General features: G+C 72.1%; 24 protein-coding genes. 7 read left to right on the top strand and 17 right to left on the bottom strand.

Annotated features, from left to right (window positions below):
- Positions 1-74: 74 nt before the first annotated feature.
- The 5 genes from ACFVGW_RS25320 to ACFVGW_RS25340 all read right to left on the bottom strand — a co-directional run bounded on the left by ACFVGW_RS25320 (position 75) and on the right by ACFVGW_RS25340 (position 5965).
- Positions 75-1295: a M20 family metallopeptidase gene (locus tag ACFVGW_RS25320; protein ID WP_383223357.1), complete on the bottom strand. Its 1221-nt coding sequence runs from the start codon at positions 1293-1295 to the stop codon at positions 75-77.
- A gap of 116 nt (positions 1296-1411) precedes the next feature.
- Positions 1412-2587 carry a hypothetical protein gene (locus tag ACFVGW_RS25325; RefSeq protein WP_383223356.1) on the bottom strand — a complete coding sequence of 392 codons (1176 nt, stop codon included), beginning with the start codon at positions 2585-2587 and terminating at the stop codon, positions 1412-1414.
- Positions 2584-3477 (bottom strand): N-acetylneuraminate synthase family protein, encoded by an 894-nt coding sequence (locus ACFVGW_RS25330; RefSeq protein ID WP_385853589.1) that lies wholly within the window; start codon positions 3475-3477, stop codon positions 2584-2586. Before ACFVGW_RS25330 ends, ACFVGW_RS25325 begins: the two co-directional genes overlap by 4 nt.
- Before the next feature lie 14 nt (positions 3478-3491).
- Positions 3492-4697 carry a cytidylyltransferase domain-containing protein gene (locus ACFVGW_RS25335; RefSeq protein ID WP_385853590.1) on the bottom strand — a complete coding sequence of 402 codons (1206 nt, stop codon included), beginning with the start codon at positions 4695-4697 and terminating at the stop codon, positions 3492-3494.
- Positions 4697-5965 carry a DUF6716 putative glycosyltransferase gene (locus ACFVGW_RS25340; protein ID WP_385853591.1) on the bottom strand — a complete coding sequence of 423 codons (1269 nt, stop codon included), beginning with the start codon at positions 5963-5965 and terminating at the stop codon, positions 4697-4699. Before ACFVGW_RS25340 ends, ACFVGW_RS25335 begins: the two co-directional genes overlap by 1 nt.
- Positions 5966-6152: 187 nt before the next feature.
- Between ACFVGW_RS25340 and ACFVGW_RS25345 the strand changes: the two genes are divergently transcribed.
- Positions 6153-7145 carry a glycosyltransferase family 2 protein gene (locus ACFVGW_RS25345; RefSeq protein ID WP_385853592.1) on the top strand — a complete coding sequence of 331 codons (993 nt, stop codon included), beginning with the start codon at positions 6153-6155 and terminating at the stop codon, positions 7143-7145.
- Entirely contained in the window at positions 7142-8455 is a 1314-nt protein-coding gene (locus ACFVGW_RS25350) for an alpha-2,8-polysialyltransferase family protein (protein ID WP_383296391.1), read from the top strand. Before ACFVGW_RS25345 ends, ACFVGW_RS25350 begins: the two co-directional genes overlap by 4 nt.
- A 61-nt stretch (positions 8456-8516) precedes the next feature.
- Here ACFVGW_RS25350 and ACFVGW_RS25355 read toward each other — a convergent pair whose 3' ends face one another.
- The 3 genes from ACFVGW_RS25355 to ACFVGW_RS25365 all read right to left on the bottom strand — a co-directional run bounded on the left by ACFVGW_RS25355 (position 8517) and on the right by ACFVGW_RS25365 (position 11737).
- Positions 8517-9341, bottom strand: a complete 825-nt coding sequence (locus ACFVGW_RS25355) for a MerR family transcriptional regulator (RefSeq protein ID WP_385853593.1) — start codon at positions 9339-9341, stop codon at positions 8517-8519.
- 37 nt (positions 9342-9378) lie between these two features.
- Positions 9379-10035 (bottom strand): leucine efflux protein LeuE, encoded by a 657-nt coding sequence (gene leuE / locus ACFVGW_RS25360; RefSeq protein WP_383223339.1) that lies wholly within the window; start codon positions 10033-10035, stop codon positions 9379-9381.
- Between the two features lie 121 nt (positions 10036-10156).
- The gene (locus ACFVGW_RS25365) at positions 10157-11737 is read right to left on the bottom strand and encodes a methylmalonyl-CoA mutase (protein ID WP_385853594.1); all 1581 of its coding nucleotides are present in this window, start codon (positions 11735-11737) and stop codon (positions 10157-10159) included.
- Positions 11738-11918: 181 nt separating this feature from the next.
- Between ACFVGW_RS25365 and ACFVGW_RS25370 the strand changes: the two genes are divergently transcribed.
- On the top strand, positions 11919-12764 hold the full coding sequence (locus ACFVGW_RS25370; RefSeq protein WP_383295186.1) for a L,D-transpeptidase family protein: 846 nt from the start codon (positions 11919-11921) through the stop codon (positions 12762-12764).
- 179 nt (positions 12765-12943) lie between these two features.
- Here ACFVGW_RS25370 and ACFVGW_RS25375 read toward each other — a convergent pair whose 3' ends face one another.
- From ACFVGW_RS25375 to ACFVGW_RS25400, 6 genes are all read right to left on the bottom strand, one after another.
- The gene (locus ACFVGW_RS25375; RefSeq protein WP_385853595.1) at positions 12944-14092 is read right to left on the bottom strand and encodes a hypothetical protein; all 1149 of its coding nucleotides are present in this window, start codon (positions 14090-14092) and stop codon (positions 12944-12946) included.
- A complete protein-coding gene (locus ACFVGW_RS25380; RefSeq protein ID WP_383223331.1) occupies positions 14092-14757 on the bottom strand; it encodes an RNA polymerase sigma factor in 666 nt (221 codons plus the stop codon). The genes ACFVGW_RS25375 and ACFVGW_RS25380 overlap by 1 nt, the downstream gene beginning before the upstream one ends.
- Positions 14758-15047: 290 nt before the next feature.
- Positions 15048-15770, bottom strand: coding sequence for a hypothetical protein (locus ACFVGW_RS25385; RefSeq protein WP_385853596.1), 723 nt, complete (start codon positions 15768-15770; stop codon positions 15048-15050).
- A complete protein-coding gene (locus tag ACFVGW_RS25390) occupies positions 15767-16345 on the bottom strand; it encodes an RNA polymerase sigma factor (RefSeq protein WP_383223327.1) in 579 nt (192 codons plus the stop codon). The genes ACFVGW_RS25385 and ACFVGW_RS25390 overlap by 4 nt, the downstream gene beginning before the upstream one ends.
- Before the next feature lie 117 nt (positions 16346-16462).
- On the bottom strand, positions 16463-16906 hold the full coding sequence (locus ACFVGW_RS25395; protein WP_383295177.1) for a hypothetical protein: 444 nt from the start codon (positions 16904-16906) through the stop codon (positions 16463-16465).
- A gap of 56 nt (positions 16907-16962) precedes the next feature.
- Complete coding sequence (locus tag ACFVGW_RS25400; protein ID WP_385853597.1) at positions 16963-17658, bottom strand: hypothetical protein; 696 nt, start codon at positions 17656-17658, stop codon at positions 16963-16965.
- Positions 17659-17733: 75 nt separating this feature from the next.
- On the opposite strand from ACFVGW_RS25400, the gene ACFVGW_RS25405 reads away from it, so the two are divergent.
- Entirely contained in the window at positions 17734-18468 is a 735-nt protein-coding gene (locus tag ACFVGW_RS25405; RefSeq protein WP_385853598.1) for a Clp protease N-terminal domain-containing protein, read from the top strand.
- A gap of 107 nt (positions 18469-18575) precedes the next feature.
- Here ACFVGW_RS25405 and ACFVGW_RS25410 read toward each other — a convergent pair whose 3' ends face one another.
- The 3 genes from ACFVGW_RS25410 to ACFVGW_RS25420 form a co-directional block, all read right to left on the bottom strand.
- Positions 18576-19127 carry a hypothetical protein gene (locus tag ACFVGW_RS25410; RefSeq protein ID WP_383223318.1) on the bottom strand — a complete coding sequence of 184 codons (552 nt, stop codon included), beginning with the start codon at positions 19125-19127 and terminating at the stop codon, positions 18576-18578.
- A gap of 58 nt (positions 19128-19185) precedes the next feature.
- Entirely contained in the window at positions 19186-19836 is a 651-nt protein-coding gene (locus ACFVGW_RS25415; RefSeq protein ID WP_385853599.1) for a DUF4328 domain-containing protein, read from the bottom strand.
- Between the two features lie 95 nt (positions 19837-19931).
- On the bottom strand, positions 19932-21545 hold the full coding sequence (locus tag ACFVGW_RS25420) for a glycoside hydrolase family 20 protein (RefSeq protein WP_385853600.1): 1614 nt from the start codon (positions 21543-21545) through the stop codon (positions 19932-19934).
- Between the two features lie 299 nt (positions 21546-21844).
- On the opposite strand from ACFVGW_RS25420, the gene ACFVGW_RS25425 reads away from it, so the two are divergent.
- The 3 genes from ACFVGW_RS25425 (at position 21845) to ACFVGW_RS25435 (ending at position 23506) form a co-directional block, all read left to right on the top strand.
- Positions 21845-22489 carry a 2-oxo-4-hydroxy-4-carboxy-5-ureidoimidazoline decarboxylase gene (locus ACFVGW_RS25425; protein ID WP_385853708.1) on the top strand — a complete coding sequence of 215 codons (645 nt, stop codon included), beginning with the start codon at positions 21845-21847 and terminating at the stop codon, positions 22487-22489.
- Between the two features lie 154 nt (positions 22490-22643).
- Complete coding sequence (gene sdhC, locus ACFVGW_RS25430) at positions 22644-23024, top strand: succinate dehydrogenase, cytochrome b556 subunit (RefSeq protein ID WP_352191932.1); 381 nt, start codon at positions 22644-22646, stop codon at positions 23022-23024.
- Between the two features lie 8 nt (positions 23025-23032).
- Positions 23033-23506 (top strand): succinate dehydrogenase hydrophobic membrane anchor subunit, encoded by a 474-nt coding sequence (locus ACFVGW_RS25435; RefSeq protein WP_260229269.1) that lies wholly within the window; start codon positions 23033-23035, stop codon positions 23504-23506.
- The last annotated feature ends 18 nt before the right edge of the window (positions 23507-23524 follow it).

Genomic DNA, 23524 nt, shown 5'->3' on the forward strand with positions numbered 1-23524 from the left:
GCGACGGCGCGCGGACCGCTGGGCCGGACGTGCGTCGGCCGCTGGGCCGGCCGGATGAACCGCGTCTCGGAGCGTCAGAGCCGCGGTGCGGCGTCGAGCAGGGCCGCCGCGGTGAAGAACTCGACACCGACCGCGATGGCCCGCTCGTCCACGTCGAAGTCGCCCGCGTGCAGATCCCGGCGTGTCGTGTCGCCCGGGGTGCGGACGCCCAGGCGGGCCATCGCACCGGGGACGTGCTCCAGGTACCAGGAGAAGTCCTCGCCGCCGAGGCTCTGCTCGGTGTCCTCGACCTGCTCCGCTCCCCTGCGGGCCGTCATGGCGTCCCGGAGCAGTTCGGTGATGACCGGGTCGTTGACGACCGGGGGGACCCCGCGGACGTAGTTGATGGTCGACTTGGCGCGGTGGAGGGTGGCGATCTCGTCGATCGCCGCGTGGACCAGGTCCGGGGCGTCGCGCCAGGCGGGCAGGTCGAGGCAGCGGACCGTGCCGGACAGCTCGGCGTGCTGCGGGATGACGTTGCAGGCGTGGCCGGCCTCGATGCGGCCCCAGGTGACCGCGAGGCCCGAGCGGGCGTCCACCCGGCGGGCGAGCAGGGCCGGGACGTCGACGGCGATCCGGGCTGCGGCCGTGACGAGGTCCGTGGTGAGGTGCGGGCGGGCCGTGTGGCCGCCGGGGCCGTCGAGGGTGACTTCGAGGCGGTCGCAGGCGGAGGTGATGGGCCCGGGGCGCAGGCCGATCCGGCCGGCGTCCACCTTCGGGTCGCAGTGCACGGCGACGATCCGGCCGACCCCGTCCAGGACGCCGTACTCGATGGCGTCGGCCGCGCCGCCGGGCAGGACCTCCTCGGCGGGCTGGAAGATCAGCCGTACGGCGTTGGGGAGCAGTCCCTGCCGGTCGAGCTCGGCGAGGACGAGTCCGGCGCCGAGGACGGTGGTGGTGTGGACATCGTGTCCACATGCGTGGGCCCGGTTGGGCACGGTGGAGCGGTACGCGACGGTCTTGACGTCCGGAATGGGCAGCGCGTCGAGGTCGGCGCGGATCGCCAGCATGGGGCGCGTCCGGTTCCAGGTGCCGATGTCGCACACCAGGCCCGTGCCCGCCGGGAGGACCTTCGGCGCGAGTCCCGCGGCCTCCAGGCGGGCCTTCACGGCCGCGGTCGTCCGGAACTCCTGGTTGCCGAGCTCGGGGTGCATGTGCAAGTCGCGGCGGAACGCGATCAGTTCGGCGCGCAGCGGCGCGGACAGCGTTCCGGGCAGAGCGACGGAGCCGGGCTCACGGGACTTCAACTGGTTCACCTTTTGAAGGGTAGGCCCCTTCAGAGATCAACTGCCCGTTGATCACGAAAAGTTCAGCCCGATAGGGGAAAGAATCTCGGTTTACCAGGCTTGACGACCATCCCTTGTGGGTAAGCTCACCCGAATTCGAGCCGTTGTGGGGTCTGGGTGGCCTGGGCCGCCTGGGCGGTCAGCCGGTCGACCTCGTGGGCCGCCGTGCCCGCGACTCCGGCCAGGAAGCCCTGGGCCCGGGGGGAGGCGGTCTCCTTGAGCCACTCAGGCGCGATCTCGCAGACGGCGACCTTGACCCCCGTGCCGGCCAGAGCCAGCGGCAGGGTGTGGACGACGGTCGAGGGAAAGCTGACCACCGTTCGGCCGATCGGGCCGCGCCGGGCGATCAGCTCCAGCGGCAGATCGGGCCGGACGATCTCCAGACCGGTCTCCACCGCGATCCGGTGCAGCTTCTCCGTCGCCTCGCGGCGGTGCGCGAAGTAGCGGGTGGCGCCGTGGACGCGGGCCAGCTCGGCGACGACGGCGGCGTACTGGTCGGGATCGACCACGCCGGTCTCGACCAGCGAGGTGCCGACCAGGTCCGCGCCCTTGGTGAGCCGGGGCGGGCCGAAGCGGGACCGGGTCCAGGCGAAGGTGTTCTGGGTGACGGTCGTACCGGGCGGGGGCTCGACCGGGAGCGAGGTGAAGATCTCGACGGTACGGCTCCGGGTCGGAGCCAGCTTGCGGCGGGCGGCGGCGGTCACCGGCGCGAGCACCAGCTCGCGCGGCCCCCGGCTGCCGCGCCGGTGCCAGCGCACCAGACGCTCACCACGGGCCAGTTGGGCGGCGTACTCCATGGTGGCCGTGCCGTCGTCGACGACCGTCAGACGCCTGGGGGCGAAGAGCGTGAGCAGCAGCTGCACGTAGCGGGAGAACGGGTCCCCGACGATCACGCGCTCGGCCGACCGCAGCAGCGGGGCGAGCTCGCGCAGCGTCCGGCCGAGGGAGCCGCGGGAGCCGCGCGCCTCCTGCCAGTGCACGGTGAACCCGTCGTCGCGGGCCAGCTGGGCCATCCGGCGCAGCTGGCCGCGCGACATCGGGTCGGTCGGCGAGAGCACCACGAGGGTGAGGTCCGCCGGGGCCTGCACCGGGCCCACGCCGGGGGGAGGGGCCGAGTCCGGCTCCTCGGAGCTGGCGTGTATCGCGGCCCCCCGGCCGTCGGGGGCGGTCGTGCCCCCGACGGCGAGGGACTGGGCATGTGCCCACTCCAGGACGTTCAGGAGCTGGACCGGGCTCTCGACGAACGCCAGCTGGCCGGTCATGCGGCGACAGACCCCTGGACCCGGCGGAGCTTCTTCATCGGGCCGAGCTCCGACTCGTAGACCTTCTTGATGCCGTCACCGAGCGCGGTCTCGATCGTGCGGATGTCGCGGACGAGGCGCTGCAGGCCCTGCGGCTCGACCGAGGCGGCCTGGTCGGAGCCCCACATGGCGCGGTCGAGGGTGATGTGGCGCTCGACGAACGTGGCGCCGAGGGCGACGGCGGCCAGCGTGGTCTGGAGGCCCGTCTCGTGGCCGGAGTAGCCGATCGGGACGTTCGGGTACTCCTCCTTCAGCGTGTTGATCACGTTGAGGTTGAGCTCCTCGGCCTTGGCCGGGTACGTGGACGTGGCGTGGCAGAGCAGGATGTTGTCGCTGCCCAGGACCTCGACCGCGTGACGGATCTGCTTCGGCGTCGACATGCCGGTCGAGAGGATGACCGTACGGCCGGTGGCGCGCAGCGAGCGGAGCAGCTCGTCGTCCGTGAGGGAGGCGGAGGCGACCTTGTGCGCCGGGACGTCGAACTTCTCCAGGAAGGTGACGGCCTCGGTGTCCCACGGGGAGGCGAACCAGTCGATGCCGCGCTTCTTGCAGTGCTCGTCGATGGCGCGGTACTCGTCCTCGCCGAACTCCACACGGTGGCGGTAGTCGATGTAGGTCATGCGGCCCCAGGGGGTGTCCCGCTCGATGTCCCACTGGTCGCGCGGGGTGCAGATCTCGGGCGTGCGCTTCTGGAACTTCACGGCGTCGCAGCCGGCCTCGGCGGCCACGTCGATGAGCGCGAGGGCGTTCTCCAGGTCACCGTTGTGGTTGATGCCGATCTCACCGGTGACGTAGACGGGCTGGCCGGGGCCCGCGGTCTTGCTGCCGAAGGTGCGGAGGCGAGTGGTCATGGTTCTGGTGTTCCTTAGGAGTTGGGGGTGTGGAGCTCGGGTCCGAGAAGCCAGGCCGCGATCTCGCGGACGGCTCCGGAGCCACCGGGGGTGAGGGTCACCGCACGGGCGGCGGCCCGTACGGAGTCGTGCGCGCTCGCCACCGCGACGGGCCAGCCGACGAGGTGGAAGCACGGGAGGTCGTTGACGTCGTTGCCGGCGTAGAGGACGCGCTGCGGGTCGATGCCCTGTTCCTCGCACCACTGCTTGAGGGCGAGGTCCTTGCGGTCGATGCCGTGCAGGACAGGGATCCTGAGCTTGCGGGCACGGGCGGCGACGACGGCGTTCTGCTCGGTCGAGAGGATCAGGACCGGCATGCCCGCGCGGCGCAGGGCCGCGATCCCGAGGCCGTCGCCCCGGTGCGCGGAGACGAACTCGTGGCCCTCGGAATCGAGATGGACCCGGTCGTCGGTCTGCGTGCCGTCGAAGTCGAGGACCACGGCGTCGATGTCGTCGAAGCCGGGGGTGATCGGGGTGTCGAGCAGTGGCGCGAGGGCGCGGGCGCGGGCCAGGTCGTGCGGGTCGTCGATCTCCAGGACCCGGGCGGGGTCGGTGACGACGAGCGCGGTCTGGCCGAAGAAGCGGTGCCTGTGGGTACGGAAGCCCTCGGCGGCCATCGCGTAGACGGCGCCGGTCTCCAGGTACTCGGGCTCCCGGTCCTGCCGGCGGGGGCGGTGCGCCTTGTCGTGGTTGACGCCACAGGCACCGGAGTCCTCCCCGCCGGTCCCGCCTCCGGAGCTCTCGCGCCAGAGGAAGCCGTGCGTCGGGGCGGCGGTGAAGGCCGTGTCCGCGCCGCCCTCGACGATCCGCTCCACGGTTCCGTTGACCTCGCCCGCCGTGAGGAAGGGGCTCGTGCACTGGACGAGGAGGATCACGTCCACGCGGCGCCCGCTCGTCGCCTCGAAGGCGTCCATCGCGTGCAGGACCGCCGACTCGCTGGTGGCCGTGTCGCCGGCGATCGAGGCCGGGCGGTGGATCGCCTCCGCGCCGGCCGCGCGGGCCGCCGAGGCGATCGCCGCGTCGTCCGTGGAGACGACGACATCGGTCACCAGAGGGGCGCCGAGGCAGGCGCGGACCGCACGGGAGACCAGCGGGACGCCCGCGACCGGGGCGAGGTTCTTGGCGGGGACGCCCTTGGATCCGCCCCGCGCCGGGATGACGGCAAGCACGGTCGTGGTCATCAGAGTTCTCCAAGACGGCGGATGACGGGGGCCACGCGCTGGACGCCGTGGCGGTACGCGCCCCGCGCCGCCTCCCGGACGATCCGGCGCAGCCCGCTGTCGCGGGTCGCCGGCGCGGTCACGTCGAGGCGGTGGCGGGCGAGGATCCCGGGCAGGTACCCCGGGGCCGTCTCCGTCGTGTAGTAGGGGGTGATCGGGGGCAGCGGCGGCCCGTCGAGCAGTTCGGCGACCCGCGCGCGGGCTGCGTCGAAGGCCTTCTCGTAGCCGCCGTCGGACGCGACGCCCTGCCGGGCGAGCCACTCCTCGTCCGGCTTCGGGCGGACGTCCGCGTCGAGCCGGTCGAAGGAGGTCAGCAGCCCCGATCCGATGAAGTGGTGGTTGCCGAGGACCTCGCGCACGCCCATGTCGGTGAGGATCGCCGTGGGGATCCGCCGGTGCAGCGCTTCGAGCGCGGCCGTCGAGGAGACCGTGACCAGCAGGTCGGTGCGGTCCAGGACCTCGCCCATGTGCCCGTACACCAGACGGAAGTTGGGCGGGGTGTCCAGGTCGCGCACCAGCTTCTGGTACGGCAGCTCCTCCAGGTGGGTGGTGTGCTCGCCCGGCTTGGAGCGGAGCTTGAGCAGCACCTCCCGCCCGGGGTGCAGCCGGGCGTGCCCGACGAGCCTGCGGAGCAGGTACGCACGGTCGGCGCGGGTGACCGGCACGGACGGCTGGGCGGCGAAGACGAGGGTGTCCCGGCCGGGCTCGGGGGCGTAGGGCGCACCGCCGAGGAACGGCAGCGCCGCTTCCACGACCGAGGAGGCGTCGGCGCCCACTCCTTCGTACACGGCGCGGAAACGCTCCGCGTCGTGGCGGGAGTTGGCGAGGACGACGTCCGCGCCGTGGCGCAGCAGGAGACCGTCGGCGAGCTTCTCGTAGACGACTCCGACATAGCCGGTGACGATCACCGGGCGGCGCTCCAGGCCCAGGTCGGCGATCCCCTGGAGGACCGCGCGGACCGTACCGCCGACCAGGGAGAGGACGACGAGGTCGTACTCCCCGTCCCGTACCTCACGAAGGAACTCCGCGCCCGTCACCTCGCGCGGGGGTGTGGTGGACACCCCGGTCTCGGCGAGCTGACGCGCGGTGGGGGTCGCCCGGCCGCGCAGGACGAAACCGGTGGGTTCGGCAGCCGTGATGCGGCGCGCGGTGAGCGCGCCCCATTTCCACCGGGTGTCGGAATCGGCGAGTACGGCGACGCGTACTCGTTCATGGGTACTTGCTGGCACGTCGAGGACGCTAGAGACGCATTTCGTGTGCTGGCCCAACTGAGCCACAACAAACGGTGAACAGAGCCTCTCCGCACGCTGAAAACGGCCGGGATCGGGGGCGGTTAAGCCGCCCGCCTCTTCGTGTTCACCGAACATCCCTCTGCCGGTCAGAACGAATGCCGGGGCGGCGCCTAGCGTCGGCAGGGTGGTCAAGCTCTCCGTCGTCGTGCCGTTCTACAACGTGCAGACATATGCCCCAGACACCCTGACAAGCCTGCGCGCGAACGCCCGCGAGGACTTCGAGTTCCTTCTCGTCGACGACTGCTCGACGGACGGGACGCCGGAGGTCCTCGAACGGGCCGCGCGCGACATCCCGGGGGCCGTTCTGCTCCGGCACGAGAAGAACGAGGGTCTTGCCACCGCGCGCAACACCGGACTCGACGCCGCCCGAGGGCGCTACCTCGCCTTCCTCGACGGCGACGACTGGCTCGCCCCCGGGCATCTGTCCCGGCTGGTCACGGCCATGGACGAGCTGGACTGCGACTTCCTGCGCACCGACCACGTGGTGAACACCGACCGGAGCCGGTCCGTGCGCCGCGCGCCGATCGCGCGGCGTGGCGAGCTGCTGCGCCCCCGGGACGCGATCCTGCCGGCCAACCGGACGACCTCGGTCGACTATCCGTACGCCTGGGCGGGGATGTACCACCGGCGGCTGCTCGACCGCGGGCTGCTCCACTTCACGCCGGGCCTGCGGACGGCGGAGGACCGGCCGTGGATCTGGAAGCTGCACCGGGAGGCGGACTCCTTCGCCGCGGTGAGCACACTGGGAATCTTCTACCGGCGCGGTGTCTCCACCTCGCTCACCCAGATCGGCGATATCCGCCAACTCGATTTCATCCGGGCCTTCGACCAGGTGATCGAGGAAACAGCCGACGACGTGGACGCGGAGCGGCTTCTTCCGAAAGCCGTCCGTACCTATTGCGCGCTCATTTCGCACCACGTCTCCTCCATTGAACGATTCGAACCGGCGGTGGCGAAGAAATTGCGCTCGATGAGTGCGGGGGCGCTGCGGCGCATGCCGCAGGACGTGCTCGACGAGGCGCTGTCCTCGATGGACGAGGAGCGGGCGGGCGTCCTGCGCAAGCTGCGCCGCCGCCGCGCGGCCTCCCTCAACCAGGGCGCGGGGGCCGCCGCGTGAGGACCACCCAGATCTTCTACGCGTCCACCCTGTACGGCGCGACGACGCTGGCCGCCGCCCTGGACAGCGGCTGCTTCGGCCCGGCCGACCGGCGGCTCCTGCTCGTCGGCAACAACGCGGCGGTGCCGGAGACCACACCGGCCCTCGACGAGATGCCCGGCTTCGAGCGGCTGCGCGGCCGCTTCGACGCGGTGCTGTCCTGGAACGAGGCGATCTCGCCGCTGCACCCGGCGGGCTGGTCGCCCCGCGGGGACGACGTGCCGATGCTCGAACGTCATCTGCGGCGGCTGTGGGACCTCGGCGACGACCGGATCGAGATCGCCCTGGAGTCGGTGCAGGTGGCGCCGGCGCTGACGATCGCCCGGCTGTTCCCGGAGGCGCGGCTCGACGTCTACGCCGACGGGCTGATGAGCTACGGCCCGACCCGTAACAAGATCGACCCGCTGGTCGGCGACCGGGTGCGGCGGCTGCTCCATCTGGACCTGGTGCCCGGTCTCGCGCCGCTGCTGCTGGGCGAGTTCGGGCCGACGCCCGAGGTGGTCCCGACGGAGGCCTTCACCAAGGTGGTCGCCGAACTGGCGGACACGGCCGGCCCCGCCGCCGAGGAGGAGGGCCCGGCGCTGCTGCTCGGCCAGTACCTCGCGGCGCTCTCGCTGCTCACCCCGGCCGAGGAGGAGGAGCTGCACGTACGGATGGTGCGCGGCGCGATCGCGCGCGGGCACCGGCGGCTCGTCTTCAAGCCGCACCCCACGGCCCCGGACGCCTGGACCCGCCGGCTGGCACGGGAGGCGGAGGCGCTGGGCGCCGAACTCACCGTCCTCGACCGGCCGGTGCTCGCCGAGGTGGTGTACCGGGAGCAGCGTCCCGCGCTGGTGGTGGGCTGCTTCTCGACGGCCCTGATGACGGCGCGCGCCTTCTACGGGATCCCGGTGGCCCGGGTCGGTACGCGGACGCTCCTGGAGAAGCTGACCCCGTTCCAGAACAGCAACCGCATCCCGGTGACCCTGGTGGACGCGCTCGTCCCCGACCTGGAGGACGACACCGCGCCGGCCACGGCCCGGGACGCGGAGGCCCTCACGGGCCTGGTCGCGGCGGTCGGCTTCGCGATGCAGCCCAAGGTCCGGCCGGACCTGCGGGGCGCGGCGGTACGACACCTGTCGGGCCCGCTCGCGGAGGGGACGCGGCACTACTTCAAGCGCCGCCGCCTCACCGTCCTGGGCCTCCCGGGCGGCATCCCGGTCCCCCGCCACCCCAGGGTCCGCCGCCTCGCCCGCCGCGCCCTGAAACTGAAGCGGGCGCTGGCGAAGTGAGCAGGGGGCCCGCCCGGACACGTGTCCGGGTGGGCCCCCTGCTCTGTCGGTCTCTGCCGCGTCAGGCGCGGGTGACCGGCTCCTGGAGTTCCGTCACCCACTTCGCGCGGTCGTCCGGGCACTCCAGGTACAGCTCGCGGGAGTAGCCCGTCGAGCGGTAGCCGTTGGCGTCGATCCAGGTGGCCAGGGTCTGGACCGTCGGCAGGAGCTCCTCCATCGGACCCCGGTGCACGACGGTCGCCGCCTCGTCCAGGCCGGGCAGCACGACGACGTCGACGCCCGCCACCTCCTCGGTGCCCGCGGGGAGCGTCATCCCCGCGTGGACGACGACCGAGCCGTCCCCCCGCCCCGCGTCCTCGTAGTACGCGATCCCGGGGCCGAACCCCGTGACGCCCGCCGCCTCCAGGCGCGCGCACAGCGCCTCGTACAGCGGCTGGATGACGGGGCCGATCTGTCCGGGGCCGAAGCCGCCTGCCACACCGCTCAGCTCGGCGAGCCGTACCGGCGGAATGCTCTTGATCACGACGTCCTGCGTGGGCATGTGCCCCTCGCTCTCGATGGCTCGGAGCCGCGCACCGACCTGGGCCAGCCGTCCCGCCGCCTCCGCCAGGGCCGTCTCCAGCTCTGCCTGGCGCAGCCGCAGCATGCCGCGCAGCTCCTCCGCGCCGACGTGCTCGCCGAGGATCGACCCCACCTGTTCGAGGGTGAAGCCGAGCTCCTTGAGCGCGATGACGCGGTTGAGGCGGGCGAGCTGGTCCGCCTCGTAGAAGCGGTAGCCGCTGTGCGGGTCGACATGGGCCGGGCGCAGCAGTCCGATGGCGTCGTAGTGGCGCAGCATGCGGACCGACACCCGCCCGTGCCGGGCGAAGTCTCCGATGGTGAACATGACGACTCCTACGACACGGCCTCACACGGTGTGAGGGTCAAGCGGCGCTGCTGAGGGAGAGCTTCGCGGCGAAGCCGAGGAAGAGCGCGCCCGCGGCGGAGGTCGCCCCGGCCGAGAGCCGCCTGCGGCGCCGGAACGCAGTGGCGAGCCGGGTCCCGCCGAATATCAGCATCGTGAGGTAGAGGAAGCTGCCGATCTCCAGGAGCGTGCCGAGCACGAGGAAGGAGAGGGCCGGATAGGCGTACGCGGGGTCCACGAACTGCACGAAGAACGAGATCAGGAAGAGGATCGCCTTCGGGTTGAAGAGGCTGATGATCAGCGCCCTGCGGTACGGGTTCTCCCCCGGCGCCGCGTGGGCCTGCTCGCTCTCCTCGACCACGGCCTCCCCGCGCGAGCGCCACATCTCCCAGGCCGAGCGCATCATCCCGTACGCCATCCACGCCAGATAGCCCGCGCCCGCGTACTTCACGATCATGAAGAGCAGCGGCGTGGTCTGGAGCAGCGAGGCCGCGCCGAGCGCGGCCAGCGTCATCAGGACCGCGTCGCCGGTGAAGACGCCGGCGGCGGCCTTGTACCCGGTCCGGGTGCCCTTGCGGGCGGCGACGGACAGCACGTAGAGCGAGTTCGGCCCCGGCAGAAGGATGATGAGGACGAGGCCCACGAGATAGGTCGGAAGATCGGTGACACCCAGCATGAACGGAGTGTCGCACGGGGGTACGACACTCCGCCCGGGTGTTTCGTATCGCGGAAGATCGGCGCGTGCGGAAGCTCAGGACACGCGGTGACCAGGCAGGCAAAGGCTCAGGACGCGCGGATCAGAAGACGTCCGCCGGGACGTGTGTGCCCCAGATGTCGCGGAGGGCGTTGCAGACCTCGCCGACGGTGGCCCGTGCCCTGAGCGCGTCCTTCATCGGATAGAGCACGTTGTCCGTGCCCTCCGCCGCCTTCCGCAGCTCCGCCAGCGCCGCGTCCACCGCCGCCTGGTCCCGCTCCGCACGCAGCCCGGCCAGCCGCTCCGCCTGCTGCGCCTCGATCACCGGATCCACCCGCAACGGCTCGTACGGCTCCTCCACCTCCACCGCGAACCGGTTCACCCCCACCACCACCCGCTCACCGGAATCGGTCTCCTGCGCGATCCGATACGCCGAACGCTCGATCTCCCCCTTCTGGAAGCCCCGCTCGATCGCACTCACCGCACCGCCCAGGTCCTCGACCCTCCCCATCAGCTCCAGCACCGCCACCTCGACGTCGTCCGTCAGCTTCTCCACCACATACGACCCCGCGAACGGATCCACCGTCGCGGTCACATCCGTCTCGTACGCAAGCACCTGCTGCGTCCGCAACGCCAGGCGCGCCGACTTGTCCGTCGGCAGCGCGATCGCCTCGTCGAAGGAGTTGGTGTGCAACGACTGCGTACCGCCCAGCACCGCCGCCAGACCCTGCACCGCGACGCGCACCAGATTCACCTCCGGCTGCTGCGCGGTGAGCTGCACACCCGCGGTCTGCGTGTGGAAACGCAGCATCAGCGACTTCGGATTCTTCGCACCGAACTCCTCGCGCATCACCCGCGCCCAGATCCGCCGCGCCGCCCGGAACTTCGCCACCTCCTCCAGGATCGTCGTCCGCGCCACGAAGAAGAAGGAGAGACGGGGCGCGAAATCATCCACATCCATCCCGGCCGCGACGGCGGTACGGACGTACTCGACGCCGTCCGCCAAAGTGAACGCGATCTCCTGCGCCGGCGAGGCACCCGCCTCCGCCATGTGATAGCCGGAGATCGAGATCGTGTTCCACTTCGGGATCTCGGCCTTGCAGTACTTGAAGATGTCCGCGATCAACCGCAACGAAGGCTTCGGCGGGAAAATGTACGTACCCCGCGCGATGTACTCCTTCAGCACATCGTTCTGGATCGTCCCCGTCAGCTTTTCTGCTGGGACGCCCTGCTCCTCACCCACGAGCTGGTAGAGCAGCAGAAGGAGCGCGGCCGGCGCATTGATCGTCATCGACGTGGACACCCGGTCCAGCGGAATACCGTCGAACAACACCCGCATGTCGTCGACCGAATCGATCGCGACACCCACCTTGCCGACCTCACCATGCGCAATCGGGGCATCGGAGTCGTGACCCATCTGCGTCGGCAGATCGAAAGCCACCGACAAACCCGTCGTGCCGTTCGCGATCAGCTGTTTGTACCGGGCATTCGACTCCACCGCCGTACCGAAACCCGCGTACTGCCGCATCGTCCACGGCCGGCCCGTATACATCGATGGGTACACACCCCGCGTGAACGGAAACGAACCCGGCTCACCCAACTCCACCGCCGGATCCCACCCCTCCAGCACACCCGGCCCGTACACCGGCTCGATCGGCAACCCCGACTCCGACTCACGCGCCATCTGATGTGCCTCCCGATCGGACGAAGGGTGGAGGGCCGCACGCTGGGACCTTCCTCCCAAGGATGCTCCGCAGATGCGCCGGGTGCGCAACCAAGCGCGCGCGGGAAGCATCCAATAGGTACACAGACTGATTCCCGGGGGGGCACACATGCGCCGTTCGTCCGTCATACGCAGAGCACTCATGACCGCGGCCGCGGTGGCCATCGCCACCGGCTGTACGGCCCAGGCGGCTGGCGGCGGCAGCACGCCCGCGACGAGCGGGCCGTCCAGCTCCTCCTCGGCCGCGCCCACCACCGCGGCGCCGACCTCGGACTCCCCGAGCGCCACGCCGACGACGGACGACAAGCCGTCCTCCCCCACGCCCAGCTCCACCCCCACCTCCGCCCAGCCCGTCGGCAAGGTCCTGATGAAGGACGGCGACGAGAACAAGCAGGTGCGGGAGCTTCAGGCACGGCTGCGGCAGATCGGCTACTTCGACCGCGCGCCCACCGGTTTCTACGGCTCGATCACCGGCAAGGCGGTCTCGGCCTTCCAGAAGAAGCGGGAGCTGCCGCAGACCGGTTCGGTGGACGAGGTCACCTGGCAGCGGCTGGTCGGGATGACCCGCAAGCCGACCTCCGACGAGCTGAAGCCGTCCACGTCCAACGCGCTGGACACGCCGGACCCGCGCTGCATGACCGGGCGCGTGCTCTGCATCAGCAAGGAGACCCGCACGCTGGCCTGGATGATCGACGGCAAGGTCGTCTCGTCGATGGATGTCCGCTTCGGTTCGGAGAACACCCCGACCCGCGAGGGCATCTTCAACGTGGACCGCAAGGTCCGCGACGACTGGTCGAAGCTCTACCACACGCCGATGCCGTACTCGATGTACTTCAGCCGCGGCCAGGCGGTGCACTACTCGGCGGACTTCGCGGCACGCGGCTACAACGGCGGCTCGCACGGCTGCGTGAACGTCAGGGACCGGGCGAAGCTCGCGACGCTCTTCGACCAGGTGAAGGTCGGCGACAAGGTCGTCGTGCACTGGTAGGCGCTGAAAGGCACTGTCAGGCACCGGAAGCGAGGCGGAGTGAGGGGCGCGGGTGGGACCGGGGGAACGTGTCCCACCCGCGCCGGTGCGCGGAGCCGGAGGTACGGGGGGAACCTCGGCTCACGCGCGGCCGATGACCAGTCGGCTCACTCATTACTGCGCCGGCGGGCCGAAAAGTGTCACACCTCGTGTGTCACGAGGTTGCCGACCAGTGCCGGGACGAGGTTTCCGGTGCGGTCCGGGGCGTCCGTGACGGGTCGCGGGGCGAGGGTCCGGGCCTGCAGCGGAGCGCGGAGGTCGATGCGGACCGGGGCGTGGTCCAGGCTGGGAGCGGACCCCTTGGCGTGACCGGTGGCCGAGTCGGACGTACGCGAGTTCCCGCCATCGCCCCAGTCGTCGGTGCGCTCGGCGGAACCCGCTCGTTCGCCCTCTCCGGACGGGTCGTCGTCACCGTTGCCGCCGCCGCCTTCGCCGCCGGCCGAGCCGCCGCCCAGGACGCGGTCGCAGAAGCGCCGTACGGTCTCGCCGCCGCGCGCGGACTTCTCCAGCCGCCTCTTGGCGGTCTCGTCGAGGCGTCCGGCCCGGTACTCCTTGCAGGCGTTGACGATCTTGGCGCCGAAGTCCGCGCCGTCCTTCTCCGACGGGCCGCCCGTGCTGTTCTCCGGCTTCGGGGTGGCCTCGCCCCTGCCGCCCTCTCCTCCCGTACCGCCGCTTCCGGCCGTGGCCGGGGTGCCGGGCGTCGAGGTGGCGGCGTCCGGCGTGGCGCCGTCGGCCGTGGGGGGCGCCGAGGGCGTACCCGTGGTGGCGCCCGGCTCCGGGATGCCCGATGCCTCCGGGACGTCCGGGCGCTCCGCGGAGTCGTCCGAGGCGATCGGCGCGGGCGTGTCCACCGCCGACACGGATCCGGCGGGAGCCGGGCGGTCCGAGGTGAAGGGCAACAGTCCCGTGCCGGAGGCGACGGCCACCCCGCCGACCGCCACGGCGGCGACCGCGGCGGCCAGTCCGTACCGCAACGAACGGCCCCAGCGCCGGGCGGCGGGCGAACGCCCGATCCGCACCGTGCCGAGTTCGGTGGCGGGGGTGAAGTCCGACGGGGCCGCGGCGAGACCGCGCTCGGCCCTGATCTTCCGGAAAGCCGCCAGGGCGGCGGCCTCCCCGGGGAGTTCTGCCTGTGCCATGGGGGCGAGGGGGGCGGGGCGGGCCGACGCGAGGGCCTGGGCCAGCCGCATCGCCTCGGCTCGTGCGTGATCGTCGACGGCGTCGACCGGCTCGCCGCGCAGCAACCGCTCCGCGGCGTCCTGGTCGAGCCACTGGTACTCGTCGGCCATCACATGTCCTTCTGCGTCCGCGGGCGCGATTGCGTCACACCACCGGGGGCCGGAGCCCCCGGCCTGCGACCGCGCTGCGGGGGTACGCCACCGAGGGAGGCCTGGCTGCCGTCGCCTTCGGCGCCGAGGAGTTCGGCGAGTCGCTTGAGGCCGCGGTGCGCGGCGGTGCGGACCGCGCCGGGGCGCTTGCCCAGGGTGTCGGCGGCGCTCTTGGCGTCCAGGCCGACCACGACCCGCAGCACGACGGCCTCGGCCTGGTCCTGCGGAAGTTGGGCGATCAGATGCATGGTGTCGCCGGTGGTCAGTGCTTCCAGTGCCTCGTCCGCGGTGTCGGAGTCGGCGGGTTTGTCGGTGAGTTCGGTCTCGTCGCCACTGCTCGCGGGGCGCCTGCCCCGCATCCGGATGTGGTCGAGCGCCCGGTTGCGGGCGATACGGGCCGCCCAGCCGCGGAAGCGGTCGGCGTCGCCGCTGAAGCGGTCGAGATCGCGGGCTATCTGGAGCCAGGACTCGGAGGCGACGTCCTCCGCGTCGGCGTCACCGACGAGTGAGCGCAGATAGCCGAAAAGCCGTGGGTGCACGGCACGGTACACAGTACGGAAGGCGTCCTCGTCCCCGTTCTGCGCAGCGAGCAGCGCGGCCGTCAGCTCCGCGTCCTCCCCCAGCATCCACACCCTGTTCGTCCATCACGGCTGGTCACCACCGTCGCACCATCCGGCACGCACCAGCACGCTACGTCCTTGTCCGGCGCCCCGTCCACGTTCGCCCCTTGATTGTGCAACCTGCAACCAATTTGGGACATGGGCGGTGGTGTGACAGAAAACGCTTGTACGGCGCTGAAGGGAGTACGGGGCCGTGCTGCGGCCCCGGCGGACGGCGACCGGGGCCTCTCCTGTGGGGGGTGGCGGCCCCGGTCGTCTTCTTTTTCCGCCCTGTTCTCAGGGCGTCCGGCCTGTCTTCAGGGCGTCCGGCCTCTCGCCCTCGGGCCGTTCACGCCGTGGTTCCCGCCCTTGCTCCCGGCCGCTTTCTCACCCTTGTCGATGCTCTTGCCGCTGCTCCGGCCGTAGCTCTCGGCGTTGCGCTCGGCGTCGCTCGCCCCGGTACCTTCCCCGGTGCTCGCCCCGGTGCTCTCGGCGTGGGGTGCGTCCTTGTGGACGCTCCGGCCCTTGGTCCGGTCCTTGGCCTCGCCCTTTGCCTTGCCCTTTGCCTCGCCCTTGGTCGTGGCCTTGCCGTCGGCCTTCGAGGGCCCGTCCCGCACCTCGCCCCTCGACGTGGGCGTGGCCGACGCGCTGCGGCCGGCGTCGGACGCCCCGGTGGGCCCAGGAGTCCCGGGGGACTCAGAGGTCCCGAAGGTCTCCGGGGCCTCCGGCGCGGGTGCCGGTGCCGGCGGGGCGGGCGGGGCCGGGTCGAGGGTGCCCGACGCGGCCACCGCGACACCGCCGAGCAGTACCGTCGCGGCCACACCGAAGGCGGTGGTCCGCAGGGATCCACGCCACCGTCCTCGTACCGGCGCCGGACGCCAGTCGTCCCGCCGTCTGGTGCGGCGCGCCACGTTCGCTTCGGCGTCCCGCGCCGCCCGGTAGGCCGCGCGCGCCCGGGCCTCGCCCGTGTCGGCACCGTCCTGTTCGCGCCGCAGCGCCGCGCTCAGCGCGTCGGCGAGCCCGTCCGGTTCGCGTGTCATGTCCCATCCTTCCGCCGTCGCGGCGGCTCCGCGGCGGCGAGCAGTCCCGCCAGTCTCCTCAACCCCCGGTGGCCCGCCGTGCGGACCGCGCCGGGGCGCTTGCCCAGGACGCGGGCCGCGGCCGGCCCGTCCAGGCCGACGACCACCCTCAGCAGCACCGCCTCGGCCTGGTCGCGCGGCAGGGTGCGCACCAGGGCGAGCGCCTCCTGCGTCGACAGCCGCTCCAGGACGGCGTCCGCCGTGTCGAGACCGCCGGGCAGTTCCCACACGTCCTGCTCCAGTAAGGAGGTGAGGGGCCGTCGCCGCTGCCGGCGCAGATGGTCGAGCGCGCGGTGGCGGGCGATCGCCGCGGTCCAGCCACGGAATCCCGCCCCGTCGCCGCGGAACCGTCCGAGGTCGCGGGCGATCTCCAGCCAGGCCTCGGACGCCACGTCCTCGGCGTCCTCGCCGACCAGACCCCGTACGTAGCCGAGCAGTCCGGGGTGAACGAGACGGTAGGCCGCCGCGAAGGCGTCCTCGTCCCCGCGCTGCGCGCGCTCGACGAGAAGGCCCAGTTCCGCGTCGTACGCGCCCACACTTCCCTCTTCGTGCCGACTCGGCACCGCACACCGTGCCCATGCCCCGCGTGAGGCAGGGCGCGACGCGCCGTCCCCCCTTCTCTCAGCGCGCGGACCCGCCGAAACGTCACTGGTTCACAGGCAGCGCACAGGCGTCCTGGCCCGCCCGTGCAGCAGCAGGTAGAAGCGCTGTACGGATTCCTCCGGACCTGTCTCGAATCGGTTGACGACCTTTCCGAGCGGGTTCCAGGCCCGCCCGTCGGGCATCCGTATCCCGACCGGCTGACGGAAGAACTCCCGCTGCCCCTCGTCGAAGTCCACCCAGCGCGCGCCCGCCCGGCGCACGATGACCTCGCCGGTGTACGCGCCGAGGCCCTGGAGGATGCCGTCGACCCGGTCGCGGTCGGGGTGGTCGCGGCGCAGCCCGTCGACGATCAGGTCGACCAGGCGGAGGCTGGCCACGGAGTAGTCGAGCGGCAGCCGGCTTCTGGCCGTGAGCCGCTCGACGACATGGGACACGTAGGCGCGCATTCCGTCGGCGGACGGCAGGGCCGGCACGTTGTCGGATTCCGGGTACATGCCCAACCAAGCGACCGATGGGACGCAAGTGTCACTGGTGACGGAAGTGGCGCTGGTCACACCGTCAGATCGGCGGCCGGCTCCCCCTCCGTACGCGGTGCGCCGAACCAGCGCCAGGACGTGCGCCGTTCGAACCCGGGGAGTTCGCCGCGGCCGGTGGCCCACAGCAGGGTCGGCCAGCGGTCGGTGTCCGCGGGGGCGTCGGGGAAGAGCCGGGCGAGCACCTGGCCGCAGAGGCCGGCCGGCGGATGGAACGGGACCCCGAGGCCGGTGGCGATGTCGTGCGTGTGGACGAGCGTCTCGACGATGCCCATGGCCGCGAAGCCCTCGGCGTCGGAGCGGCCGAAGCCGTGGTGGGCGCGCCGGTCGGCCGGAGCCGTGCGGACCACGGCGGTCAGCAGCGCGCCGCAGGACTCCAGGACCTGGAGCAGCCCTGTGGTCCCGGCCCGGGGGTCGGCGTACGTGACGTTGGCGGGGCCGCCCTCGCGGCGCCGCTCCCAGAGGAAGGGCACCTCGGTGTCGAGCGCCGGGGCGTCGAGACCGAGCTGAGCGGCGTAGGCGAAGAGGTCGTCGGCGAGGTGCTCGACGGTCTCCCAGCAGCTCCAGGACAGCGTGCCGGCGGGACGCTGCCAGTCGTCGGCGGCGGTCGCCGCCGCGGCGGCGCCGCGCAGGGTGGTGAGGGAGAGGCGGACGGCGTGCTGGAGGTCGTCGGCGGTGATGCCGGGGGCGGTGGGGCCGCTCGTCGTCGTCATGGCGATCATCATGACGTGCGTCGAACTGTCAACCGAAGGTTGACACCCCACTACTGTCAACCTAGGGTTGCCTCTATGACGAAACCAGTCGGCAAGACCATTCCCGTCCGGCTCGACGACCTCATCGAAGCGATCAAGAAGAGCCACACCGACGCGCTCGACCAGCTGTCGAACGCGGTGATCGCGGCGGACCATCTCGGCGACGTGGCCGACCATCTGATCGGTCACTTCGTCGACCAGGCCCGGCGCTCCGGCGCCTCCTGGACCGACATCGGCAAGAGCATGGGCGTCACCCGCCAGGCGGCCCAGAAGCGCTTCGTCCCCAAGGACCCGGACGCGGAGAAGATGGACGCGAGCGCCGGGTTCAGCCGGTTCACGCCCCGGGCCAGGAACGTGGTCGTGGCCTCCCAGAACGAGGCCTCGGCCGCGGGCAACGCCGAGATCGGCACGGCGCACGTGGCGCTCGGACTGCTCGCGGAGCCCCAGGGCATCGCGGTGCACTGGCTGACCACACAGGGCGTGACGGCCGAGGCGCTGCGCGAGGCGATCACCCCGACGCTGCCGCCGGCGGCCGAGGAGGTGCCCGAGCTCATCCCGTACGACGCGGCGGCGAAGAAGGTCCTGGAGCTGACCTTCCGCGAGGCGCTCCGGCTCGGCCACAACTACGTCGGCACCGAGCACATCCTGCTGGCGCTGCTGGAGTTCGAGGACGGCGAGGGCCCCCTCACGGGCCTCGGCCTCGACAAGGCCCGGGCGGAGGCGGACATCGCCGCGGTGATCGAGCAGATCGCGATCAAGCCGGCGGAGTGACGGCGAGGCGATGACGGCCCCGGCCGTCCGCGCCCGGCCGTCCGGCCCCGGGACCGCGCCCCGGGCCCGGACGGCCCGGCGCGCGTGCGGTCCGGCCGGGCTCAGCCTCAGGTCGTGCGGGCGCGGCGGGAGACCACGGCGCGGAGGACGCGGCCGCCCTCCGTGGAGAGTTCGCGGGCCCGGCGCAGGCCCGTCGGGCCGTGCGCGACCGATTCGAGGACGGTCTCCTGCCGGCGCAGCTCACCGGCGAGGAGCGGACCCGCGCCGGAGCCGTCCCCGGCCCTGCAGCGCGCGATCGACTCGTCGGTGACTGCGGCGGCGTCGTACCGGCCGTGCAGGGCGAGCGCGGTGACGGAGCATCCGGAGGCCCATGCCCGCAGCGGCCCGTCGGCCCACTCGGCGGGCGCGGCGCCCAGCATCTCGCGTACGAGCCCGGCCGCCTCGCCCTCCTGCGTACCGGCACCGTCCAGCTCGACACGGGCCTTGGCGACCGCCTCGCCCCAGGCCCCGCCGTCCCCGCGGGCCACCGCCGCCCAGACGGGCCGCAGGACCTCGCCGCCGTCGGGTGCGAGCAGCGGCAGGCACCGGTCCAGGCAGGCGAGCCCGGAGGCCGCCAGACTCCGTTCGTCGGCGCGGTCGATCAGTTCCAGCAGGCTCATCGGGGCCTCCCGTTGCGGACGCAGTACTTCCCTTACTGCGCCACTTGGCGCGATTACGTCACTGCGCGGCCGGAATCATGCCAGTGGCCTTGTGGTGCTGCATAGAGGTCAAACGCCGGACAAACAGGATCGCGAGAACGGCGGCGACGATGTCCACCACCGACGCGCCCATGAGGAACCCCGCCCCCGCCGCGAACTCCTCGACCGTGTCCGCGTCGTCGTACACCGCGCCCGCGAAGTAGCCGGCGAGGCTCGTCAGGATCCAGAAGGCCCACCACCAGTTGAGCAGGGCGAGGGACTCGCCCTTGCCGGCGCCGTCGCCGTACGCGCCACGGCGGCTCGCCCGCCACGTGCCGGCCGCGACGGTCCGCGGCCACCAGAGGTTGGCGACCGGGACGAACCACGCTCCGATGGCCCAGCCGGGACCGCCCCGGTGCCCATCGGGCGCGAAGACCCCGGCGTTCTTGCGGACCCGGAAGAACCAGATGATGAAGACGACGCCGAGCGCCAGCTGGCTCAGCACCTGGACGACCGTCGCGACGTCGAGCCCCAGGTGGGCGAAGCCCGCGGGGTCGGGGTGGTCCTTCAGGCCGCCGGACATCAGCAGCCGTACGTCGAGGGCCGCGGCGAAGAGAGCGACGTCGACCACGGCCGTGGCCGCGAGCAGCGCCACCACGGCGTACGACAGTCCTATGGGATTGCGGAGCATGACCGGACGGACCCCCGAGGGTGAGCGGTGCCCCTCCCCGAGGCACCGGGGCGGCCCGGGCGGCCACCGCGCTGGGGGAGCGTACTCCCACCCGCTCAGCGCACGTTCGCGGCCAGCGCCCGGAACTGCTCCCACGTCATCGTCGGCGTCCGCGCGTCCCACAGCTTCTGCGCCGTCGCCGTCAGCGGCATCCGGATCCCCTCCGCCACCTGCGCCTGCGTCTGCGACTGGGACAGGTCGCACCAGACCGCGAACCGGCCGCCCAGGATCTGGGCGTCGTACCGCGCCGGCACGGGGGTCGTGCCGCGCAGCACCCGCGGGGTCCACTGCTCGTAGATGCGGCGGCCCGTGGGGTACGTGAACTGGTTCGGCTCGCCGAGGACGTAGTACAGGAACTCGTCGTTCAGGTTCACGACCTTGCGGCCCTCGGCCAGGTACTCGGCCGGCGGCCGGGCTCCGATCTCCTTGCCGGTCCAGTACTCGACCTCGATGTCCTTGTCGGCGTGGACGACCCCGCCGCGGAAGAAGCCGTCGTTCCAGGCCTTCGCCGTCTTGCCCTGGGAGCGGACCACGGCCGCCCGGTCGTTCAGCCAGCCCTCCGCCAGGTCCTGGACGCCCGCCTGGGGGCCGTACTTCTGGCGCGCCGCCGTGGCCAGTTGCGGGTAGGAGGCCGCCGGGTCGCGGACGGTCAGCGCCTGGTACTCGTCGGCGCCGACGTGGAACCAGCCGCCCGGGAACAGCCCGGCGTACTCGCGCAGCAGCTCGTCCACGAGCCGCGCCGAGGCGGGCTTGGAGATGTCGATGGCGCCCTGGCGCGGGACCCCCTGGACGTTGCGGAGCTGGAGGTCCGGGTAGGCGCGCAGGACGGCGCCGAGGTGTCCGGGCGAGTCGATCTCGGGTACGACGGTGATGTGCAGGGTCTGCGCGAGGGCGAGGATCCGGCGCACCTCGGCCTTGGTGAGGTGCTGGGCCGAGACGATCTCGGGGTGGGTGTCCGACTGGATCCGGAACCCCTGGTCGTCGGAGAAGTGCAGACCGAACTGGTTGAGTTTGAGGTCCGCCATCTCCCGGAGCCGCGCCTCGATCCACTCGACGGTGAAGAACTTCCGGGCGATGTCGAGGTTCAGGCCGCGCTGGGGCTTGGCGGGCGCGTCGGTGACGGTGCCCTCGGGCATCGCGCCCGAGCCGTTCACCGACTGCTTCAGGGTGCGGGTCCCGTAGAAGACCCCGGCCTGGTCCGGGCCGGTGATCCTGACCCGGTCGTCGCGGGTGGTGAGGGTGTACGACTCGGGCGCGCCCTTGCCGCCGAGGGCCAGTTCGACGTCGCCCGCGCGGGCGGCGACGGCACCCCGGTACGCGATCTTGAGCTCCCCCGCGAGCAGCCGGCCCTCGTCGGCGAGGCCCTCGCTGCCCGCGGCGACGACGACACCGGCCTGCGGCGTGGGGCGCCAGCCGGGGCCCCTGGCCGCCTCGTGCGAGCGGACGGCGGGGACCGTGAGCGGCGCGGAGGAGAGGGGGTACGTCCGGGTGGGCGTGGGGCTGGGCGGCGGTGTGCTCGCCGGGGCGCTGGTGACCTGCGACGGCGTACCGGCACCGGCGGTCGGGCCGGAGGACGCGCCGTCGGAGCAGGAGGTCACGGTGACCAGCGCCACCGCGGCCGCGAGGAGGGTGGGGCCCGCGTGGGGCCTTCGTATGGCGTACCGCATCATTCGGAATCCTCCCTCAGGCGGCCGCGTGCGGCCATTCGGGGCAGGATCCCGACCCCGGAACGTCACGGACACGTTCCGAAACTCTCCCTTCCGGGTGAAATTCGTGCATCGGTCGGACAGTTCCCGCACCCCCTCGATAACGTTGCGTCACACCCACCCCACCTTTCCCGGAGTCCACGCTGACCAGCGACACCCGCGCCCCGTCCCGGAACCGGACCCCGGGCTCCGCAGCGACGCCCGGGACACCCGCCGCGACGCCCGGGACGCCCGCGAATCCCCCGCACTCCGCGCGCCCCGCGATACCTGCCCAGCAGGGCGATCCCCGGCACCCCGCCGTGACCGCCGCTCCCGCCACGCCCGCCACGCCCGACGGTCTCGCGTGTTTCAACGCCGTCCCGGCCGAGGTCGCCGAGGAGCTGCTCCTCTCCTGCTGCCACAGCCCCCGCTGGGCCGAACGGGTGACCGCGCACCGTCCGTACCCGACGCTCGACGCGCTGCTCGCCGCCGCCGACGAGGCCGGGTACGACCTGCCGGCCGCCGACCGTCAGGAGGCGCTGGCCGCCGAGTCCTCCGCCGCACCCCGTCCCGACGCCCCGCCCGCCGCGCAGACCGCGCTGCGGGCCGCCCACGCCGCGTACGAGAGCAGGTTCGGGCACGCCTTCGTGATCAGCCTCGACGGTGTACGGCCCGGTGAGCGCCTCGACCAGGTGCTCGCCGGCATCCGGTCCCGGCTCGCCAACGAGCCGGAGGAGGAGCGGGTGGTCGCCGCCGACGAGCTGCGCCGACTGGCGCGCGCCCGCCTCGCCCACCACATCGGCGTGACGCTCGCTCCGGACGCAGCCCCTCCCGGCGCCACCCCCGCTCCCGGCGCGCCGTCCTCTCCCGGCGCGGCGGCCACCCCCGTACAGGCGTCCGGAATGCGGCGATTCGGGCGGCGACGATAGCCCGTCCGTGCCTCTTTGATCACACCTATGGACCCCGCGCGAGCGAACCGACAAGTCGTCGCTACGATGACCAGGGCCGGTGGACCGTACCCGGCCGGGTCAGACCGACACTGAAGCCGGCCGACCCTGATCCCCGCTCCCGGAGGGTTTTTCCGTGCCGGCTGGAACGCTGTACCGCGGCCGGGAAGGAATGTGGTCCTGGGTGGCTCATCGAGTCACCGGCGTCCTCATCTTCTTCTTCCTGTTCGTACACGTGCTGGACACCGCTCTCGTCCGCGTCTCTCCCGAGGCCTACGACGACGTGGTCGCCACGTACAAGACGCCGATCGTCGCACTCCTCGAGTACGGCCTGGTCGCCGCCATCCTCTTCCACGCGCTGAACGGCCTGCGGGTCATCGCCGTGGACTTCTGGTCCAAGGGCCCGCGCTACCAGAAGCAGATGCTCTGGACCGTCGTGGGCATCTGGGTCGTGCTGATGGCGGGCTCCATCTACCCCGTCCTCGGCCACGCCGCACGTGAACTGTTCGGGAGCTGACGCCAGACATGTCTGCTGACACCACTTCCGCGATCGGTCCCGTCGAAGGCGCCTCCTACGACGTGGACAACCCGGCCCCGTACATCGAGGCCCCCCGCAAGCGCACCGGCAAGACCCCGCGGGCGACGCGAGGCAACTTCGAGATGGCCGCGTGGCTCTTCATGCGCCTCTCGGGCATCGTCCTCGTCGTCCTGGTCCTCGGCCACCTGCTGATCCAGCTCTTCCTCGACGGCGGCGTCTCCAAGATCGGCTTCGCCTTCGTGGCCGGCCGCTGGGCGTCCCCGTTCTGGCAGGTCTGGGACCTGCTGATGCTCTGGCTCGCCATGCTGCACGGCGCCAACGGCCTCCGTACGGTCATCAACGACTACGCGGAGCGGGCCAACACGCGCCTGTGGCTCAAGGGCCTGCTGTACACCGCCACGGTGTTCACCATCCTTCTGGGCACGCTGGTGATCTTCACCTTCGACCCGAACATCCGCTAGGCACGGGGCTGAGGTAAT

It is taken from the genome of Streptomyces sp. NPDC127129, assembly GCF_042671585.1.
In the GTDB taxonomy this organism is placed as follows: Bacteria; Actinomycetota; Actinomycetes; order Streptomycetales; family Streptomycetaceae; genus Streptomyces.